Raw genomic sequence first — 19,701 nt, forward strand, 5'->3', positions numbered from 1 at the left:
CGCCGCGCGGGCCCGGTCAGCCGGCCTGCAGGACCAGCAGCGCCAGGTCGTCCTCCGGTGGCTTCGGCGCGAAGTCGTGCACCAGGCCGCTGATCCGCCGGGCGATCAGTTCCGCGCTCAGCCCGGCGCAGGCCGCGAGCGCCACCGCGAGGCCGTCCCCGTCGTCGAACTGGCGGGAGCCGCTGCGCCGCTCGGTCACCCCGTCCGTGACGCACAGCAGCGTGTCCCCGCGGTACAGCTCGAAGGTCTCGCAGCCGTACGCCACGTCCTCGATGACCCCGAGGAGCGTCTGCGACCGCAGAACGGCGGGCCGTACGGCGCCGTCCGGGCCCAGTAACAGGGGCAGCGGATGCCCGGCGGAGGCGAGCGTGCAGCGCACTCCGCCGTCGAAGGGGACCAGCTCGCCGTAGAGCAGGGAGAGGAAGCGGGCCTGCGGGCCCTCGTCGGCGACCGGCAGCGGCGCGCCCGCCCCGACCAGGGCCCGCGCCGCCGCGTCCGAGGCCTCCGTGGCGTCGTCCAGCAGGAGCTGGTTGAGGCGGTCGAGGACCTCGGGGACCGCGTAGCCCTCCCGGGCCAGCAGCCGCAGCCAGGGCCGGGCCAGGCCGATCACGACCGCCGCCTCGGGGCCCTTGCCCTGGACGTCGCCGAGCGCGAAGCACCAGCGGCCGGGGCCGGCCGGGAAGATGTCGTAGAAGTCGCCGCTCGGTCCGCCCTTGTCCAGCGGCTCGTACACGAGGGAACTGCTCAGCCCGGGGATCTCGGCGACCGCCCCGGGCAGCAGCCCCCGCTGGAGCACGCGGCTGATGGTGGCCTGGCGCGCGTACTGCCGGGCCGCCCCGATGGCCAGCGCCACCCGGCGGCTGAGGTCCTCCACGAGCCCGGTGACCTCGTCGGGGAAGTGCCGCAGCCCGGTCCGCCCGATGACCAGCGTGCCCAGCGGCCGGCCACCCGCGATGAGCCGGTAGGCGAGCGCCACGCCCGTCGCGCCCCGGGGTCCGAGCGCCTCCCCCGGCCAGGGCACGGGCACCGGCCGGGAGCGCACCGCCTCGGGCAGCCGGGGCGGGTCCTTCTCCAGCGTGCGGCGCAGTTCCTCGATGCGGTTCTCGCTGCCGTGCCAGACCCTGGCGAGCCGGGGTCCGGGGGCGAAGGCGGTCTCGGGGCCGCGCCAGCCGCTCGCCTCGTCCTCCAGCCACACCGCGCACCAGTCCGCGAGCCGGGGCACGAGGAGCTGACCGGTCAGGGCGGCCACCATCTCCTCGTCCAGCTGCCCGGCGAGCAGGTCGGAGGCCTCGGCGAGGAAGGAGAGGGCGCCATGGCCCCGCCAGTCGCGGTCACGCGCCCCCTGGGCGGACCCGGGGAAGGCCGGCGCCTCGGGTCCGGCCGGGTCGGCGGGGCTCCGCCCGGGCTCCAGGACCCCGCCGTCGCTCGCGTACGCGCCGTACGTCTCGTACGCCCCGTACGCCTCGCCCACGTCGCCGTCCAGGCCGCCGTCGAGCGGCAGGCGCGCCCAGACGGTCTTGGTGCCGGTGCGGTAGGTGATCCCCCAGGCGGTGGCGAGGGAGGAGACGAGCCGCAGGCCCCGGCCGTACTCGGGCATTCCGTAGCCGTGGGGGCGTCCGGGGCGGTCCACGCCGTCGTCGCGCACCACGCGGGAGGGGTGGTGGTCGCAGACCTCCACGACGAGTCCCGGCGGGTCGTCCGCCGCTTCCGCCAGGCGGCAGGCCACCTCGATGTCGGTGCCCGCGTGGACGACGGCGTTGGTGACGAGTTCGCTGACGACCACCAGGACGTCGTCGGCCAGCCGCTCGGTGAAGGTGTCGGGTTCGGCGATCCGGGCCCACTCCGCCAGCGCGGCCCGCACGAACCGGCGGGCGGCGCCGGCCGCCGACGGGCCGCCGGGCAGCGCGGTGCGCACCACGGTGCCCGCGCCGGCGTCCCCGGCGGTCGCCAGGCCGACGCCCTCCGGCCCCTCGGGCCCGGACGGGTCGGGGGCAGGGGCACCGGTCTCCCGTTGCGTAGGAATAGCCCCCATGGACAGCTCCCGGACTGCTCGGACGGACACACCTCTCGTGTTGCCGACAGAGTGACAGACCGGGCATGTCCATAAGCGCCGAGTTACCGAAGTGGCCCGTCATGGGCGGGAACCGTGCTACGGAAGTGTTCGAAGTCGGACGGTTTCGACCGGACGGGGTCCGGGGTCCTCCCGGATACCGGACAGCGGCCCGGATCCGCCCGGATTCCGGACGGGACGGGAGGGCGGCACACGAGAGCCGCGGGACGCCTCGCAAGGCTCCCCGCGGCTCCGGCTCCGGACGTCAGACCCTCAGGCCTCCAGCGTGCCCGCGTACATCTCGTCGATCAGATGCCTGTACTCACGCTCGACCACCGGCCGCTTCAGCTTCAGGCTCGGCGTGATCTCCCCGTGCTCCACGTCCAGGTCGCGCGGCAGCAGACGGAACTTCTTGATGGTCTGCCAGCGCTGGAGCCCCTCGTTGAGCTCCTTCACATAGCCCTCGATCAGCTCGACCGTCGCGGGGGCGGCGACGACGTCGGCGTATGACCGGCCGCCGAGCCCGTTCTCCTCGGCCCACTCCAGGATGGACGGCTCGTCCAGCGCGATGAGCGCGGTGCAGAAGTTCCGGTCCGTGCCGTGCACGAGGATGTTGGAGACGTAGGGGCAGATGCCCTTGAACTGGCCCTCGACCTCGGCCGGCGCGACGTACTTGCCGCCGGAGGTCTTGATGAGGTCCTTCTTGCGGTCGGTGATGCGCAGGTACCCGTCGGGAGACAGCTCACCGATGTCGCCGGTGTGGAACCAGCCGTCCGCCTCCAGCACCTCGGCGGTCTTCTCCGGCTGCCCGTGGTAGCCGTCCATGATGCCGGGGCCGCGCAGCAGGATCTCGCCGTCGTCCGCGATGCGCACCTCGGTGCCGGGCAGCGGCTTGCCGACCGTGCCCGTGCGGTACGCCTCGGCCGGGTTCACGAAGGAGGCCGCGGAGGACTCGGTGAGGCCGTAGCCCTCCAGGATGTGGATGCCGGCGCCCGCGAAGAAGTACCCGATCTCCGGGGCGAGGGCGGCGGCGCCGGAGATGCAGGCGCGCAGGTTGCCGCCGAACGCCTCACGGATCTTGGCGTACACGAGCGCGTCCGCCACCTTGTGCTTGGCGGCCAGCCCGAAGGGCACGGAGGGGGTGCCGGTGCGCCGGAAGTTGTCCTGCGCGGCCTTCGCGTACTCGCGGGCGACCCCGGCCGCCCACTGGAAGATCTTGTACTTGGCCGCACCGCCGGCCCGGGCCTTGGACGCGACGCCGTTGTAGACCTTCTCGAAGATGCGCGGCACGGAGGCCATGTACGTCGGCTGGACGACCGGAAGGTTCTCGATGATCTTGTCGACGCGGCCGTCCACCGCCGTGACGTGGCCCACCTCGATCTGGCCCGAGGTGAGCACCTTGCCGAAGACGTGGGCGAGCGGCAGCCACAGGTACTGCACGTCGTCACCGGTGACCATCCCGGTCGCGGTGATCGCCTTCGCCATGTACGCCCAGTTGTCGTGGGGCAGGCGCACGCCCTTGGGGCGGCCGGTGGTGCCGGAGGTGTAGATGAGGGTGGCGAGCTGGTCCCTGGTGATCGCCCCGACGCGCTCCTTGATGAGCTCGGGGTGCTTCTCCAGGTGGGCGGCCCCGCGGGCCTCCAGGTCGGCGAGGCTGAGCACCCAGCCGTCCTCACCGGTGTCCACGCCCTCGGCGTCGATCACCACGACGTGGTGCAGCTCGGGCAGCTCGGCGCGCTTCTCCCGTGCCTTGGCCAGCTGGGCGGCGTTCTCCGCGATGAGCACCCGGCTCTCGGAGTCGGAGAGGATGAAGGCCGACTCCTCGGCGTTCGTCTGCGGGTAGATCGTCGTCGTGGCCGCGCCGCCGCACATGATGCCCAGGTCGGCGAGCAGCCACTCGACCCGGGTCGAGCAGGCGAGCGCCACCCGCTGCTCGGGCTGGACCCCGAGCTCGATCAGTCCCGCCGCGATGGCGAAGACCCGCTCGGCGGCCTGGGCCCAGGTCAGCGACTTCCACTCGTCGGGGCCCTGCCCCGAGGCCGGGGGCACGGGGTACCGGTAGGCCTCGGCGTCCGGCGTGGCCGCCACGCGTTCCAGAAAGAGGGCCGCCACGGACGGCGGACGGTTCTCGATCAAGGTCTGTGTGTCGCTCACGACATCCTCCGTGGCCCGCGACGGTGCGGCCTGCTCATTGCTGCTGGCTCTAAGCGGTGGCTCTTGCGGCTCGTGTTCTGGGGTGTTCTGGGTTCTTGCTCGTGCTTCTGGGTTCTTGCTCGTGCGATGACTCTTCGATGATGCGCCGGCCCGTGTGCCCGTGAGCCTGTTGTTTAACTCACGAGTAACTATCGAGCCGGGATCAGAGTAGAGCCCGACCGGCCGGTACGTAAGGGGCCGTGGCCTGTCACTTCTCACAGAAAGCGACCACCGTACGCACGAGGGCCCGCCGCGCTTTCGCACGACGAGCCCCCGTTCCACCCGGTTTTCCCGGGCGCCCCGCACCGGGGCGGTTACTTCTTGCCCTTCGCCGACCCCGCGCTGTCATCACTGGACAGCACGGCGATGAACGCCTCCTGGGGAACCTCCACGGAACCCACCATCTTCATCCGCTTCTTGCCTTCCTTCTGCTTCTCCAGCAGCTTGCGCTTACGGGAGATGTCGCCGCCGTAGCACTTGGCGAGGACGTCCTTGCGGATGGCGCGGATGGTCTCGCGGGCGATCACCCGGGCGCCGACGGCGGCCTGCACCGGCACCTCGAAGTTCTGCCGCGGGATGAGTTCCTTCAGCTTGGCGACGAGACGGACGCCGTAGGCGTACGCCTGGTCCTTGTGGGTGATCGCGGAGAACGCGTCGACCTTGTCGCCGTGCAACAGGATGTCGACCTTGACCAGGCTGGAGGACTGCTCTCCGGTGGGCTCGTAGTCGAGCGAGGCGTACCCGCGCGTCTTGGACTTGAGCTGGTCGAAGAAGTCGAAGACGATCTCCGCGAGCGGGAGCGTGTAGCGGATCTCGACCCGGTCCTCGGACAGGTAGTCCATGCCGAGCAGGGTGCCGCGGCGGGTCTGGCACAGCTCCATGATCGCGCCGATGAACTCGGTGGGCGCGAGGACCGTGGCCCGCACGACCGGCTCGTACACCTCGGCGAGCTTGCCCTCGGGGAACTCGCTCGGGTTGGTGACCGTGTGCTCCTCGCCGTCCTCCATGATCACGCGATAGACCACGTTGGGCGCGGTGGCGATCAGGTCGAGCCCGAACTCGCGCTCCAGGCGCTCGCGGACCACGTCGAGGTGGAGGAGGCCGAGGAAGCCGACGCGGAAGCCGAAGCCGAGCGCGGCGGAGGTCTCCGGCTCGTAGACGAGCGCGGCGTCGTTGAGCTGGAGCTTGTCCAGGGCCTCGCGCAGGTCGGGGTAGTCGGAGCCGTCGAGCGGGTACAGGCCCGAGAACACCATCGGCTTCGGGTCCTTGTAGCCGCCGAGGGCCTCCTGGGCGCCCTTGACCAGGCTGGTGATGGTGTCACCGACCTTGGACTGGCGGACGTCCTTCACGCCGGTGATGAGGTAGCCCACCTCGCCGACCCCGATGCCGTCGGCCGGGAGCATCTCGGGGGAGCTGACGCCGATCTCCAGCAGCTCGTGGGTGGCGCCGGTGGACATCATCTTGATGCGCTCGCGCTTGTTGAGCTGCCCGTCCACGACCCGCACGTACGTGACCACGCCGCGGTAGGAGTCGTAGACCGAGTCGAAGATCATGGCGCGGGCGGGCGCGTCGGCGACACCGACCGGCGCCGGGATGCGCTCCACGACCCGGTCGAGCAGCGCCTCCACGCCGAGACCGGTCTTGGCGGAGACCTTGAGCACGTCGTCGGGGTCGCACCCGATGAGGTTGGCGAGCTCCTCGGAGAACTTCTCGGGCTGCGCGGCCGGCAGGTCGATCTTGTTCAGCACGGGGATGATCGTGAGGTCGTTCTCCATCGCGAGGTAGAGGTTCGCGAGGGTCTGGGCCTCGATGCCCTGGGCGGCGTCCACCAGGAGGACGGTGCCCTCGCAGGCGGCGAGCGAGCGCGAGACCTCGTAGGTGAAGTCGACGTGCCCGGGGGTGTCGATCATGTTGAGGATGTGCGTGTTGCCCTGGTCGTGGGAAGGGGCCCACGGCAGACGCACGGCCTGGGACTTGATCGTGATGCCGCGCTCGCGCTCGATGTCCATGCGGTCGAGGTACTGAGCACGCATCTGCCGCTGCTCGACGACGCCGGTGAGCTGGAGCATCCGGTCGGCGAGCGTGGACTTGCCGTGGTCGATGTGCGCGATGATGCAGAAATTGCGGATCAGCGCCGGGTCGGTACGGCTCGGCTCGGGCACATGGCTGGGGATCGCGGGCACGCAGGGTCCTGATTCTTGAGGCGTCCGCACAGTCTGCTCGCACAGTCTGCGGTCTCGGGTCGGATCGATACGTAGCCTCCATGGTCCCACGGGCGGGAGGCTGCGACGGGTTTGGGCGGGCCGAAGGGGGACTGGTAGCCTGGGTGGCTGTGCCTCATGCCCTCTCAGCGCGAGGTACGTCTTCAGAAATCACCGGCGCGTGGGACGGTCCTCTGTCCTGCGCGCCTGAACCTGTAAAGGCTCATTCGTGGCGAACATCAAGTCCCAGATCAAGCGGAACAAGACGAACGAGAAGGCGCGCCTTCGCAACAAGGCCGTCAAGTCCTCGCTCAAGACCGCGATCCGCAAGGCTCGCGAGGCCGCCGCCGCGGGCGACGCCGAGAAGGCCACCGAGTACCAGCGCGCCGCCGCGCGTCAGCTCGACAAGGCCGTCTCGAAGGGCGTCATCCACAAGAACCAGGCCGCCAACAAGAAGTCGGCGCTTGCTTCGAAGGTCGTGGCCCTCAAGGGCTGACACTTGATTTGACGCCGGGGGAATCCGAGCGGGCCCTCTCTCATCCGCTCCCACCCGGCACCCGGTGTCCGCGCGCGGCCTGCGTTCGCCACGCGGGCGCGGACACGACAAAGCGTGACCCGAAGGCCCCGTCGCCCCGTCCTCCCCAGGACGGGCGGCGGGGCCTTCGGCGTGCCCCCGCGCGGACGGACGAACCCGCCACGCTCCCTCACGGCCGCCCACCGGGGCGCTAGCCGTCGACGTCGACGTCCTCGAAGAGGTGGAGCATCCTGCCGAGGACGCGCACGCACGTGTCCACCTCGGCCGCGGTCAGATCGCCCGCCGCCTCCCTCAGCAGCGCGTGCTCCCGGGCGACGGCGGCCCCGATCGCCGCGCCGCCCGCCTCGGTCAGCCGGATCAGCGAGGACCGGGCGTGCGCGGGGTTCGGCACCGCCTCCACCAGGCCGCCCGCCGCGGCGTCGTTGACCATCCGCTGGACGAACTGACGGCTGATCGACTGCGCCCGGCCCATCTGGGGAACCGTCATCGGCCCGTGCTCGCGCAGGAGATCGAGCACGGCGCGCACCCCCACGGAGAGGCCACCCCGCCCGGCGTCCTGCTCGATCTTCCGCTGCACACGCCGGTAGAGCGGCCCGACCAGGGCGAAGACCTCCATCAGCCGCGGACCTGCCTCGTCGGGGAGCAGCGGACGTTCCCCCTCACCTGCACGATCACTCACACGCCGATGATAGATGACAACTTGGTTGTCATTCCAGGATCACTATGACACCTTGGTTGTCATGAATGCAGCCTCCGATCTTCGCTCCTTCGCGTCCCTGGACGGCCCCCTCGCCTACCGCGACACCGGCGGCACCGGCCTGCCCGTCGTGCTGCTGCACGCGGGATTCGTCGACCACACGATGTGGGACGAGCACATCCCGCTGCTCGCGCGGGAGTTCCGCGTCATCGCACCCGACGCCCGCGGCCACGGCCGGTCCGCCAACGCGAGCCGCCCCTTCCGCCAGACGGACGACCTCGCCGCGTTGCTGCGCCACCTGGACACCGGGCCCGCCGCCCTGGTCGGCGTCTCCATGGGCGCGACGATCGCCGTCGCGACCGCGCTGGAACACCCCGACCTGGTCCGGGGCCTGGTCGTCTCCGGCGGCGGCACGGAGGAGCCGGAGTTCACCAAGCCGTGGGCGAAGCAGGCCTGGACCGCGCAGAACCAGGCCCTGGCCGCCGGCGACATCGAGGCCTGGCAGGACGCGAGCGACGCCTGGGCGGACGGGCCCGAACGCCCCCGGGACCCCGCCCGCGCCGGGATCTACGCCCGCCTGCGCGAGATGCGCCTGCGCACCATCAGCAAGCACGCGCCCGGCGAGGTGGACCACCACGTCCCGGTCGAGGGCCTCGGCGCCCGGGCCGGACAGATCGCCGTCCCCGTGCTGGCCCTCAACGGCGCACAGGACACACCCGAACTCCGCGCCATGGCCGACAGCGTCGCCCGCACGGCGCCCCGGGGCACGACGGCCGTGATCGAGGACGCCGCGCACTTCCCCCACCTCGACCACCCGGACGCCTACGTCCGCATCGTCAGGGACTTCCTCCACGGCCTGGACCCGGAGTCCCCCGTCCGCCCCTGAGGGCCTCCTCGGACGTCATGGTACGCGCGCGGGCGTCGGCCGGCGGCGCCCGCCGGGAAACGCGGACCAGCCCTCAGCCCCGGCCCCTTGAGCGGGCCGCGCGGGCGATGGCCACGACCGCCTTCTCCAACGCGTACCCGGGGTCGTCGCCGCCGCCCTTGACGCCCGCGTCCGCCTCGGCCACCGCCCGCAGGGCCACGGCCACCCCGTCCGGGGTCCAGCCGCGCATCTGCTGGCGCACCCGGTCGATCTTCCACGGGGGCATGCCCAGCTCACGGGCGAGGTCCGCGGGGCGCCCGCCCCGGGCCGAGGACAGCTTGCCGATCGCCCTCACCCCCTGCGCCAGCGCACTGGTGATCAGCACCGGGGCCACCCCCGTGGACAAGGACCAGCGCAGCGCCTCCAGCGCCTCCGCCGCGCGCCCCTCGACCGCGCGGTCCGCGACGGTGAAGCTCGACGCCTCGGCCCGGCCCGTGTAGTACCGGCCCACGACCGGTTCGTCGATCGTGCCCGCCACGTCCGCGACGAGCTGCGACACCGCGGCGGCCAGCTCCCGCAGATCACTGCCGATCGCGTCGACCAGCGCCTGGCACGCCTCGGGCGTCGCCGCACGGCCCTGGGCCCGGAACTCCGCGCGCACGAACGCCAACCGGTCGGCCGGCTTGGTCATCTTCGGGCAGGCGACCTCCCGCGCGCCCACCTTGCGCGCGGCGTCGAGCAGTCCCTTGCCCTTGGCGCCACCGGCGTGCAGCAGCACGAGGGTGATCTCCTCCGCCGGTGCGGCGAAGTACCCCTTCAGCTCCTTGACCGTGTCCGCCGAGAGGTCCTGCGCACCGCGCACGACCACCACCTTGCGCTCGGCGAAGAGCGAGGGACTGGTCAGCTCGGCGAGCGTCCCCGGCTGGAGCTGGTCCGAGGTCAGGTCCCGCACGTCGGTGTCCGCGTCGGCGGCCCGCGCGGCGGCCACCACCTCCTGCACGGCACGGTCGAGCAGGAGGTCCTCCTGGCCCACGGCAAGGGTGACGGGGGCGAGGAGGTCGTCGTTCACGGTGTTCTTGGCCATCACCGACAGCATCCCACGCGGCACCGACAACGAGGACGGGCCGCGGGACCCCCGCGGCCGCCCCGACCCGTCACGGCTCCTCCCGCCAGCCGTCCCACTGCGCCGCGAACGAGTCCAGGTCCCGCGCGTCGAGAAGCTCCTCGTCGTCCCGCAGCACCACCAGCCACTGCGCGTCCTCGGCGTCGTCCTCCCCGGCCAGCGCGTCCCTGACGATCCGCGGCTCCTCACCGAGTCCGAACCGCTCCCCCAGCGCCTGAGCCGCCTCCTCCGCGGCATCGCGGTCGGGCAGGACCAGCACATGTCTCACATCGCTCACGACGCCATTGTCCGACACCCCGCGCGGGCCCCGCGCTCAGCCTCCCGCACCCTCCCCGCGCACCGTGGGCACCCGGTCCAACTCGATACCGAACCGCTCCCGGTACACCTCCAGCACCTCCTTGTCGCCCGCCAGCTCCGACACCGCCTTCTGCCCGCCCGGGGCCGTCTCCGTCAGGCGACTGCCGCTGAGCGTGACCCGTCCCCCGTCCTCGGTGAGCCGGGAGCACACCAGCGACCGCACGAAATGCGAGGACGGTGAGGTGCTGTTCCACCAGACCCCGACCCTGAAGTCGTCGAGCGCCCTGGGCCGCAGCTCCAGCCGGTACTGCGGCTTGCCCTCCCACAGCACGTCCAGGTCCTCGGCCTCGGCGGCCCCTCCGCCGCCGTGCACTCCCGCGGCGTCCGCCCCGGCCTCGACCACCCGGAACACACCGGCCGGATCCCGCTGTTCGCCCCGCTCACCCAGTGCCAGCGGATAGTGGCTGTGCGCCCCGAAGCCGACGTCGGTGAGCCAGTCCCCGCCGTCGACCGTCCGCACCAGCAGGGCGAGGTGGTCGAACGGCACCCCCAGCTCCCCCTCCTTCCCGTACACGCGCGCGGCCAGCAGGGTGACGTCGAAACCGAGCGCCTTGAGCAAGCGGCCGAACGAGCCGTTGAGTTCGTAGCAGAAGCCGCCCCTGCGCCGTCTGACGATCTTGTCCAGCAGTTCCTTCTCCCCCAGCGGGACCTCCTCGCCGAGGTGGATCGACAGGTTCTCGAACGGCACGGCCCGCAGATGCCGCAGATGCAGCTCACGCAGCACATCGACGGTGGGCCAGGCGGGATGCTCCGCGCCGATCCGGCGGAGATAGGCGTCAACCTGTGCGGAATTCATGCCCTCAGTCTCTCGCCACGCCCAGCCCCCCGCCCGCACCGACCACGGCGATCGCCCCGTCCTCGTCCGTACGCAGCACCCGTGCGCCCTCCGCCCGCAGTTCCCCGACCGTGGCCGGGGAAGGGTGGCCGTAGGGGTTGTCCCGCCCGCAGGAGATGAGCGCGAGTCTCGGCGCCACCTTCCGCAACAGGTCCGCGTCCTGGTACGCCGACCCGTGATGCGCCACCTTGAGGACATCCACCGGGCCCAGCGCGGCTCCGGGCGGCGTTCTCAACAGGGCCTGCTGGGCAGGGGGTTCCAGATCGCCGAGCAGGAGCAGGCTCAGGGCCGCCGACCGCACGGACAGGGCCACGCTCGCGTCGTTCGGGTCGTCCGGCGAGGGAGCCGGTTCCGGCGGCGGCCACAGCACCCGCCAGTCGAGGGCCCCGATGCGGCGGCTCTCCCCGGCCACGGCGCGCGTCACCGGAATGTGCCGGGCCGCCGCCTGCACGCGCACGAAAGCGGCCTGTTCCGCCGGCTCCTGGAACCCGGTCGTCTCGATCGCGCCCACCGACCGGCCCCTCAGCACCCCCGGCAGTCCCGCCACATGGTCGGCGTGGAAGTGGGTCAGCACGAGCAGCGGGATGCGCGAGACGCCGAGCCGGGTCAGGCAGCGGTCGACCAGCGCCGGGTCGGGGCCCGCGTCCACGACCACCGCCGAGCCCTCGCCCGCCGCCAGCACGGTCGCGTCGCCCTGTCCCACATCGCACATGGCGAACCTCCAGCCCGGCGGCGGCCAGCCGGTGACGATCCGGACCAGGGCCGGCGGCTGCACCAGGACCAGCACCAGCACCAGCGCGCAGATCCCGGCCAGCCACGGCCGCCCCCACAGGCGTCGACCGAGAACCACGACGGCCGCGGTGACCACCGCCAACAGCAGCGCACCCGTCCAGGTGCCCGGCCAGTCCACGCCGCTCCCCGGCAGCGACGCCCCGGTACGCGCGACACGGGCGATCCACCCGGCCGGCCAACTCGCGCACCAGGCCAGCCCCTTGGCGACCGGCATGGCGACGGGCGCCACCGCCAGCGCGGCGAATCCCAGCACGGTGGCCGGTGCCACGGCGAACTCCGCGAGCAGGTTGCACGGGACGGCGACCAGGCTCACCCGTGCCGACAGCACCACGATCAGCGGCGCGCACAGGGCCTGGGCCGCGGCCGCGGCGGCGAGCGCCTCGGCCGGTCGGGCGGGCATCCCGCGCCGGCGCAGCGCCTCGCTCCAGCGCGGGGCGAGGGTGAGCAGCGCGGCCGTGGCCAGTACGGACAGCAGGAAGCCGTAGCTCCGGGCGAGCCAGGGGTCGTACAGCACCAGCAGCAGGACCGCCGCGGTCAGTGCCGGGATCAGCGATCTGCGGCGCCCCGTCGCCAGGGCCAGCAGCGCGACGGCTCCGCAGGCCGCGGCCCTGAGCACACTGGGCTCCGGTCGGCAGACGATCACGAACCCGAGCGTGAGCGCTCCCCCGAGCAGCGCCGTCCCGCGCAGCGAGATGCCGAGGCGGGGCGCGAGTCCCCGGCGCTCGGCGCGCCGGGCCAGCCCGGCGGGTCCGGCGAACAGGGCCAGCACAAGGGTGAAGTTGCCCCCGCTGACCGCCAGCAGATGGGCGAGGTCGGTCCGCTTGAAGACGTCGTCCAGTTCGGTCGTCACCCGCGAGGTGTCCCCGACGACCAGCCCCGGCAGCAGGGCTCTCGCATCCGGGTCCAGTCCCCCGGTCGCCTCGCGCAGCCCGGCACGCAACCGCCCCGCCCACCGCTGCGCCCGGGACGGCTCGCCCACCACGTCGGGCGGGCCCCCGGACCGCACCCGCAGCACCGCGGCGACATGGTCGTCCGGGATCGGCGAGGGCGCCAGACGCGCGGTCAGCCGTACCCGTGTGGAGGGCAGCAGAGCCGTCCAGCCCGACCGGCCGGCCCAGGCCGCCTCACCTGCGGTGCGGCCACCGGTCGCCTCAGGGCGGGCCGCGTCGACCATCACCAGCACGGGAGTCCTCGTCGCCTCCTCGCTTCCGTCGCCCCAGGAGACCCGCCGGACCTCGCCCTCGAACAGCACGGCGGTCGGCGCCGCGTGATCGCCCCTGATCCGTGGGCGCGTGGGCCGCGGGTCCGAGGTGACCTCGACCTCCGCGGTCACCTGTGCGTGCGCCCGCGCCCGCGCGGGGACCGCTCCCCTGCGCAGATCCGCACCCTGAAGCCCGGCACAGGACGCCGCGGCGGCGAGGCAGAGCAGCGACGCGGTGACGGAGGCCACCGTCCACTCCCCCCACGGCCGGTGCCCGAAGGACGACCGCGCTGCCGACCCGCGGACCGCGAGGAGCGCACCGGCCGCGGCCAGGCAGGCGGCCACCACGGCGGCGACCCACCCGGGCGGCGCGTCCAGAGCCCAGGCCGCCGCGGCCCAGGCGGCCGCCGCGGGCCCCACCAGCCGCAGATCCACCGGCCCGTCCTGCCGGGGGTGCGGGTCGCCCAGCCTGCTCACGGCCCGGACCGGCGCGTCCGGGCCGGCCGGGAGGGGAGCGGGCGGATTCCGGTGCCGCCGCCCGGTCGGGTCGCGTCCGCCGACGCCGATGGCGGTGGGATCGGGCCGTCCGGTGTCCGCGCGGGTGCTCGTCCCGGTCCCGGGGTCCTCCGGAGGCGTTCCCGGCCCGGCCCTGCCCACGGCGCCGGGCGCCCGCGGCGGGCTCATGGCCGTACCAGCTTGCGCAGATCGGCGAAGCGGCGCTCGCCGATGCCGCCCACCTCACGCAGGTCGTCGACCGAGCGGAACCCGCCGTGTCGCGTGCGGTAGTCGACGATGCGCTGGGCCAGGACCGGGCCCACCCCGGGCAGCGTGTCCAACTGGTCCACGGTCGCGGTGCTGAGCGAGACGGGGGTGGCGGGAGGGGCGCCGACCGCGGGGCCGCCGGTGCCCCCCGCTCCCGGTGCCGCGCCGGGCGCCGGTACCGCGGCGCCCACCACGATCTGCTCGCCGTCCACCAGCAGGCGGGCGCGGTTGAGGCCGTCGGTGTCGGTGCCCGGGCGGACCCCGCCCGCCGCCCGCAGGGCGTCCGCGACCCGGGAGCCGGCCGGCAGGGTCCGCAGCCCGGGCCTGCGCACCGTGCCGCCGATGTCCACGACGACCGTCGCGCCGCCCGTCCCCCCGCCCGCGCCGATCCCGTCGACTCCCTCGGGCCCACCGGCGCCGTCGCCCCCGTCCGTGTCGCCGGACCCACCCGTGCCGTCCGTGCCCGTCGGTGCCCGTCCGCCCGATGCCCCGGGCTCGCCCGGGCGGCCGCCGTGCCGTGCGCCATCCGCCGCGTAGGGCACGGACATCCGCATCGCTTCGGGGGCCCGCACCGCCTGTGTCCGGCCGGTCCAGAAGTGCTGCGCGGCGAGCGCGACCGCCGCGACGAGCAGCACGCCCAGCGCGGCCACGCTCCTGCGTTCCAGTCCGCACCGGGACTGCAGCCACAGCGGCGTCCGCTCACGCACGGCCGGTCCGATCCGCGCCCGCCAGGTGCCGTCCGTCGCGGTGCCGCTCCTCGACCGGGGCACCGAGCCCACCAGGAGGTCGGCGCCGGCCGGCGGCCCGCCCGGTTCGCCGGCCGGCGGCCCGCCGACCCCCAGGGCGCCCGAGCCGATACCGCTGGTCGTCCCGGTGCGCGGCAACGGCGTGCCAGGACCCGAGCCCGCTCCCGCTCCCGCTCCCGGGGGTCCGCTCCCCGGTGGCCCACTCCACGGTCGACCCGACTCGTCCCGTCCCTCGCCCCGGCCCTCGTCCCGTCCCTCATCCGGGCCGCTGCCCGTCTGCGCGAAGAGGCTCTCGGCGCGCCGCCGCAGCGTGTGGACCGCCGGGCTCCGCCGATGCGGTCGGCCGTGCTCCCACGCGTGCCCCGGGCGGTCCCGCGCGTGGTCGCGCGCGCGGCCGTCGGAGCCCCGGGCCCGGCCCGGACCGCTGGTGGGTTTCGCTGTGCGTGGGTGTGATCGAAGTGCCATGCGCCGAGGATGCGGCACGTCACCCCACCCGCGATGATCTTGGATGGTTCCCGGGGATCACCCCCGGATTGTGGAAAACTCCGTCACCCTCACGTGCCCTCGCGGAGCGCACGACTCACCACGGCGCACGACTCACCGCCGCGCGTCTCTCACCGCGGCGAGACGACCGCCCCCAGCAGTCCCGGTCCCGTATGCGCCCCGATCACCGCTCCGACCTCGCTCACATGCAGGTCGACCAGGCCCGGGACCCGCTCCCGCAGGCGGTCCGCGAGTGCCGACGCCCGTTCGGGGGCGGCGAGATGATGGACCGCCACGTCGACCGGTGCGGCGCCAGCTCGCTCGGCCGCGATCTCCTCGAGGCGGGCGATCGCCCTGGACGCCGTCCGCACCTTCTCCAGCAACTCGATGCGCCCGTCGGCGAGCTGGAGCAGCGGCTTGACTGCGAGCGCGGAGCCGAGCAGCGCCTGGGCGGTACCGATCCGGCCGCCCCGCCGCAGATGGTCCAGGGAGTCGACGTAGAAGTACGCGGCGGTGCCCGCGGCCCGCTTCTCCGCCGCCGCCACGGCCTCGTCGGCCGTGCCGCCCGCCTGGGCGGCCTCGGCCGCGGCCAGCGCGCAGAAGCCGAGCGCCATCGCGACCATGCCGGTGTCGACCACGCGCACCGGCACGGGGGCCTCGCGGCCGGCCAGCACCGCGGCGTCGTAGGTGCCGGAGAGCTCGGAGGACAGGTGCAGCGAGACGATGTCGGTCGCGCCCGCCTCGGCGACCGTGCGGTAGGTCTCGGCGAACAGTTCGGGACTGGGCCGGGACGTGGTGACGGGACGTCGCTTCTGCAGGGCCTGGGCCAGCGCGCGGGCGGAGATCTCGGTGCCCTCCTCCAGGGCCTGGTCGCCCAGGACCACGGTCAGCGGCACCGCGGTGATGCCGTGGCGCTCCATCGTCCGCGGCGGCAGGTAGGCCGTTGAATCGGTGACGATCGCGACATGGCGGGACATGGGCTGGAGGTTACCTGTCACTCGGGTCGGACGGCAGCCCGGGCCCTCGCGACCTGGGCTCATCGTGGCTGGATCACGGGGCGCGCTCGGGCCGGGGCTTCTTCTGCCAGGCATACGCGGGCCGCTGCCCTCGCGGGCCGAGAGCGGGCCGGTCCGCCTCCCGGGCCGGGCGGGACTCGGCCGTCTCCGGCCGGATACCGCCGTCGGCCGCCTCGGCCGCCGGGCCCGTGGCCGGAGTTCCCGTGGCCGGAGGCCCCGGCCAGGTCGAGGCGGACGGCTCCGGCCGCTCCCTGGTCCAGTGGCGCAACGCACCGGCCTCCAGGTCGATCTGCGCGCTCAGCATGTCCAGGTCGTCGTCCGCGAACCGGTGCGCCCGGTCGTGCGCGGCCCAGCGCAGGGAGTCCGCCGAGCCGGTGATCCGCTCGGTGCGCTCACGCAGTTCGGGCAGTCGGCGGGCCAGCGCCGAGCGGTCCGGCTCCGTCTCCAGGCGCCGGAGCTCGGCGTCCAGTTCCCGTCCGTGGGCGCTCAGCCGGTGGAACAGGCCCAGCGACTCCTTGAGCGACTCATCCGCGCCGGCGCCCGCGTGCAGGGCCTCCTGCGTGGCCCTCATCGACGTGCGCAGCGCCAGTCTCAGGCTCGCGATCTCGCCCGCCGGCCCCGGCTGGGCGAGGGACTTGGCGCGCAGGCCCGTGTCCTCGACGGTGCGCCGCGCCTGGGCGATGGTGCGGTCCACGCCGCGCTTGGCCGTGCCGACCACCTTCACCGTCGCGTACACCCCCAGTGCCACACACAGCACGAACAGGAGCGCGATGACGGTCAACAGGGCTTCCACGACGCTCCTCCTCGGCCCGGCGCCTTCGGCTGCTGCGCCTCCCTCCACGGTAAACGCACGGGGCGGGCCCGGGGTTCCGTACGAACCCCGAACCCGCCCCGAACCCGCCCGTAGGGGGTCGGCCGCGGCGACTACGCCGTGACGATGTTGACCAGCTTCGGCGCGCGCACGATCACCTTGCGGATCACGGCGCCGTCCAGCGCGGCGGCCACCTTCTCGTCCGCCAGCGCCGTCTTCTCCAGTTCCTCGTCGGAGATCGACGGGGAGACCTCCAGGCGCGCCTTGACCTTGCCCTTGATCTGGACCACGCAGGTCACGGTCTCGTCCACGACGTAGGCGGGGTCGGCGACCGGCAGGTCCTGGTGGACGACCGAGTCGTGGTGGCCCAGCCGCCGCCACAGCTCCTCGGCGACGTGCGGGGCCAGCGGCGCGATCAGCAGCACCAGCGCCTCGGCGACCGGACGCGGCAGGCTGCCGCCCGCCTTGGTCAGGTGGTTGTTCAGCTCGGTGATCTTGGCGATGGCGGTGTTGAACCGCAGGCCCTCCAGGTCCTGGCGGACGCCGTCGACGGCCTTGTGCAGGGCGCGCAGGGTCTCCTCGTCGGGCTCGGAGTCGACCACGGTGACCTCGCCGGTCGTCTCGTCCACGACGTTGCGCCACAGCCGCTGCAGCAGCCGGAACTGGCCCACCACCGCGCGCGTGTCCCACGGCCGCGACACGTCCAGGGGGCCCATCGCCATCTCGTACAGGCGCAGGGTGTCCGCCCCGTACTCGGCGCAGATCTCGTCCGGAGTGACCGCGTTCTTCAGGGACTTGCCCATCTTGCCCAGCAGGCGGCTGACCTTCTCGCCCTGGTGGTAGTACGCGCCGTCGCGTTCCTCCACCTCGGCCGCGGGCACCGCGATGCCGCGGCTGTCGCGGTAGACGTACGCCTGGATCATGCCCTGGTTGAACAGCTTGTGGAACGGCTCGGCGGAGGAGACGTGGCCCAGGTCGAACAGGACCTTGGACCAGAACCGCGCGTACAGCAGGTGCAGGACGGCGTGCTCGGCGCCGCCGACGTACAGGTCGACGCCGCCGTGCGGCATGCCCTCGCGCGGGCCCATCCAGTAGCGCTCGATGCCGGGGTCGACCAGCCGCGCCTCGTTGCGGGGGTCCAGGTAGCGCAGTTCGTACCAGCACGAGCCGGCCCAGTTGGGCATCGTGTTGGTCTCGCGGCGGTACTTCTTCGGCCCGTCGCCCAGGTCCAGGGTGACGTCGACCCACTCCTCGTTGCGCGACAGCGGGGTCTCGGGCCGGGTGTCGGCGTCGTCCGGGTCGAAGGTGCGCGGCGAGTAGTCCTCGACCTCCGGCAGTTCCAGGGGCAGCATCGACTCGGGCAGCGCGTGGGCGACGCCGTCCTCGTCGTAGACGATCGGGAACGGCTCGCCCCAGTAGCGCTGGCGGCTGAACAGCCAGTCGCGCAGACGGAAGTTGACCGTCCCCTCGCCGATGCCCTCGCGCGCCAGCCATTCGGTGATGCGCGCCTTGGCGTCCACGACGCCCAGGCCGTCCAGCGAGACGGTGTCACCGGTGGAGTTGACGATCGTCGCGTCGTAGGAGACGAAGGCGTCGTCCCAGGTGCCGGTGTCGGTGCCGCGGCCGTCGGTGGGCTCGACCACGCAGTGGACCGGCAGTTCGAAGGCGCGCGCGAAGGCGAAGTCCCTGCTGTCGTGGGCCGGGACGGCCATGATCGCGCCGGTGCCGTAGCCCATCAGGACGTAGTCGGCGATGAAGACGGGCACCTTCTCGCCGTTGACGGGGTTGATGGCGTACGCGCCCGTGAAGACGCCGGTCTTGTCCTTGGCCTCGGCCTGCCGTTCGACGTCGGACTTCGAGGCGGCCTGGGCGCGGTAGGCGGCGACCGCCTCGGTCGGGGTGGCGTGGCCGCCGGTCCACACCTCGTGGGTGCCCTCGGGCCAGGCCGTGGGGGTGTACCTGTCGACCAGCGGGTGCTCGGGCGCCAGCACCATGTAGGTGGCTCCGAACAGGGTGTCGGGGCGGGTGGTGAAGATCGTGACGGACTCGCCGTCGATCGGGAAGTCGACGCGCGCGCCCTCGGAGCGGCCGATCCAGTTGCGCTGCTGCAGCTTGATCGCGTCGGGCCAGTCCAGCCCCTCCAGGTCGTCCAGCAGCCGGTCGGCGTAGGCCGTGATGCGCATGTTCCACTGGCGCAGCTTGGCCTTGAAGACCGGGTAGTTGCCGCGCTCGGAGCGGCCGTCGGCGGTGACCTCCTCGTTCGCCAGGACGGTCCCCAGGCCGGGGCACCAGTTGACGGGCGCGTCGGAGGCGTAGGCCAGTCGGAACTCGCCCAGGACGTCGGCCCGCTCGACGGGGCTCAGCGTGTTCCACGCGCGCGTGGTGTTCGGGACGGCTCGCTCACCGGACTCGAACTGGGCGATCAGCTCGGCGATCGGGCGGGCCTTGCGCGCCTCGCCGTCGTACCAGGAGTTGAAGATCTGCAGGAAGATCCACTGGGTCCACTTGTAGTACTCCGGGTCGATCGTGGCGAACGACCGGCGCTTGTCGTGGCCCAGGCCCAGCCGGCGCAGCTGGGCCTTCATGTTCTCCATGTTGGCCTCGGTGGACACCCGCGGGTGCGTGCCGGTCTGCACCGCGTACTGCTCTGCGGGCAGGCCGAAGGCGTCGAAGCCCAGGGTGTGCAGGACGTTGTGGCCGGTCATGCGCTGGAACCGGGCGAAGACGTCGGTGGCGATGTAGCCCAGCGGATGGCCGACGTGCAGGCCCGCGCCCGAGGGGTACGGGAACATGTCCATGATGAACTTCTTGGGCCTGGCGACCAGCTCCGGATCGCCCGCCAGGTCGCCGCTCGGGTTCGGGGCGGCGTAGGTGCCCTCGGCGTCCCAGAAGTCCTGCCAGCGTGCCTCGATCTCGGCCGCCATGGCGGCCGTGTAGCGGTGCGGCGCGGCCTCAGCCGCGGTGGCGGCCATGGCGGGGTTCGTCTCGCTCATGATTCTCAAAGCTCCATCGATCGTCTCTGCCTGCGGCTGCG

The 19,701-nt window shown here is 73.1% G+C and carries 14 protein-coding genes; 2 read left to right on the top strand and 12 right to left on the bottom strand.

Going from position 1 to position 19,701, the window contains the following annotated elements; translation table 11 throughout:
- Positions 1-16: 16 nt before the first annotated feature.
- From AB0C59_RS08265 to lepA, 3 genes are all read right to left on the bottom strand, one after another.
- Positions 17-2,032, bottom strand: coding sequence for a SpoIIE family protein phosphatase (locus AB0C59_RS08265; RefSeq protein WP_363001873.1), 2,016 nt, complete (start codon positions 2,030-2,032; stop codon positions 17-19).
- A gap of 291 nt (positions 2,033-2,323) precedes the next feature.
- Complete coding sequence (locus tag AB0C59_RS08270; RefSeq protein ID WP_363001875.1) at positions 2,324-4,204, bottom strand: AMP-dependent synthetase/ligase; 1,881 nt, start codon at positions 4,202-4,204, stop codon at positions 2,324-2,326.
- 353 nt (positions 4,205-4,557) lie between these two features.
- Positions 4,558-6,426, bottom strand: coding sequence for a translation elongation factor 4 (gene lepA, locus AB0C59_RS08275; RefSeq protein WP_363001877.1), 1,869 nt, complete (start codon positions 6,424-6,426; stop codon positions 4,558-4,560).
- A gap of 247 nt (positions 6,427-6,673) precedes the next feature.
- Here lepA and rpsT point away from each other — a divergent pair, with 247 nt between their 5' ends.
- Positions 6,674-6,940 carry a 30S ribosomal protein S20 gene (rpsT, locus tag AB0C59_RS08280; RefSeq protein WP_363001879.1) on the top strand — a complete coding sequence of 89 codons (267 nt, stop codon included), beginning with the start codon at positions 6,674-6,676 and terminating at the stop codon, positions 6,938-6,940.
- A gap of 229 nt (positions 6,941-7,169) precedes the next feature.
- Here the strand turns inward: rpsT and AB0C59_RS08285 are convergent, their stop codons facing one another.
- On the bottom strand, positions 7,170-7,595 hold the full coding sequence (locus AB0C59_RS08285) for a helix-turn-helix domain-containing protein (RefSeq protein ID WP_363001935.1): 426 nt from the start codon (positions 7,593-7,595) through the stop codon (positions 7,170-7,172).
- A gap of 124 nt (positions 7,596-7,719) precedes the next feature.
- Here AB0C59_RS08285 and AB0C59_RS08290 point away from each other — a divergent pair, with 124 nt between their 5' ends.
- Complete coding sequence (locus tag AB0C59_RS08290) at positions 7,720-8,562, top strand: alpha/beta hydrolase (RefSeq protein WP_363001881.1); 843 nt, start codon at positions 7,720-7,722, stop codon at positions 8,560-8,562.
- Positions 8,563-8,635: 73 nt separating this feature from the next.
- Here AB0C59_RS08290 and holA read toward each other — a convergent pair whose 3' ends face one another.
- From holA to leuS, 8 genes are all read right to left on the bottom strand, one after another.
- The gene (gene holA / locus AB0C59_RS08295; protein ID WP_363001883.1) at positions 8,636-9,625 is read right to left on the bottom strand and encodes a DNA polymerase III subunit delta; all 990 of its coding nucleotides are present in this window, start codon (positions 9,623-9,625) and stop codon (positions 8,636-8,638) included.
- Between the two features lie 70 nt (positions 9,626-9,695).
- Positions 9,696-9,941 (bottom strand): hypothetical protein, encoded by a 246-nt coding sequence (locus AB0C59_RS08300; protein ID WP_363001885.1) that lies wholly within the window; start codon positions 9,939-9,941, stop codon positions 9,696-9,698.
- A 36-nt stretch (positions 9,942-9,977) separates the two neighbouring features.
- A complete protein-coding gene (locus AB0C59_RS08305; RefSeq protein WP_363001887.1) occupies positions 9,978-10,817 on the bottom strand; it encodes an arylamine N-acetyltransferase in 840 nt (279 codons plus the stop codon).
- 4 nt (positions 10,818-10,821) lie between these two features.
- The gene (locus tag AB0C59_RS08310; protein WP_363001889.1) at positions 10,822-13,533 is read right to left on the bottom strand and encodes a ComEC/Rec2 family competence protein; all 2,712 of its coding nucleotides are present in this window, start codon (positions 13,531-13,533) and stop codon (positions 10,822-10,824) included.
- Positions 13,530-14,393 (bottom strand): ComEA family DNA-binding protein, encoded by an 864-nt coding sequence (locus AB0C59_RS08315; RefSeq protein WP_363001937.1) that lies wholly within the window; start codon positions 14,391-14,393, stop codon positions 13,530-13,532. Before AB0C59_RS08315 ends, AB0C59_RS08310 begins: the two co-directional genes overlap by 4 nt.
- 578 nt (positions 14,394-14,971) lie before the next feature.
- Positions 14,972-15,817 carry a DegV family protein gene (locus tag AB0C59_RS08320; RefSeq protein ID WP_363001891.1) on the bottom strand — a complete coding sequence of 282 codons (846 nt, stop codon included), beginning with the start codon at positions 15,815-15,817 and terminating at the stop codon, positions 14,972-14,974.
- Positions 15,818-15,890: 73 nt separating this feature from the next.
- Positions 15,891-16,649, bottom strand: coding sequence for a hypothetical protein (locus AB0C59_RS08325; RefSeq protein WP_363001893.1), 759 nt, complete (start codon positions 16,647-16,649; stop codon positions 15,891-15,893).
- Between the two features lie 131 nt (positions 16,650-16,780).
- Entirely contained in the window at positions 16,781-19,660 is a 2,880-nt protein-coding gene (gene leuS / locus AB0C59_RS08330) for a leucine--tRNA ligase (RefSeq protein WP_363001895.1), read from the bottom strand.
- Between the last annotated feature and the right edge of the window lie 41 nt (positions 19,661-19,701).

Origin of the sequence: Streptomyces sp. NPDC048664 (genome assembly GCF_040650555.1) — a bacterium.
GTDB lineage: Bacteria > Actinomycetota > Actinomycetes > Streptomycetales > Streptomycetaceae > Streptomyces.

Coding starts and splice junctions, on each gene's coding strand:
- leuS (WP_363001895.1), bottom strand. CDS start 19,660: ATGAGCGAGACGAACCCCGCCATGGCCGCCACCGCGGCTGAGGCCGCG.
- AB0C59_RS08290 (WP_363001881.1), top strand. CDS start 7,720: ATGAATGCAGCCTCCGATCTTCGCTCCTTCGCGTCCCTGGACGGCCCC.
- AB0C59_RS08285 (WP_363001935.1), bottom strand. CDS start 7,595: ATGGAGGTCTTCGCCCTGGTCGGGCCGCTCTACCGGCGTGTGCAGCGG.
- holA (WP_363001883.1), bottom strand. CDS start 9,625: ATGGCCAAGAACACCGTGAACGACGACCTCCTCGCCCCCGTCACCCTT.
- AB0C59_RS08305 (WP_363001887.1), bottom strand. CDS start 10,817: ATGAATTCCGCACAGGTTGACGCCTATCTCCGCCGGATCGGCGCGGAG.
- AB0C59_RS08320 (WP_363001891.1), bottom strand. CDS start 15,817: ATGTCCCGCCATGTCGCGATCGTCACCGATTCAACGGCCTACCTGCCG.
- AB0C59_RS08265 (WP_363001873.1), bottom strand. CDS start 2,032: ATGGGGGCTATTCCTACGCAACGGGAGACCGGTGCCCCTGCCCCCGAC.
- AB0C59_RS08310 (WP_363001889.1), bottom strand. CDS start 13,533: ATGAGCCCGCCGCGGGCGCCCGGCGCCGTGGGCAGGGCCGGGCCGGGA.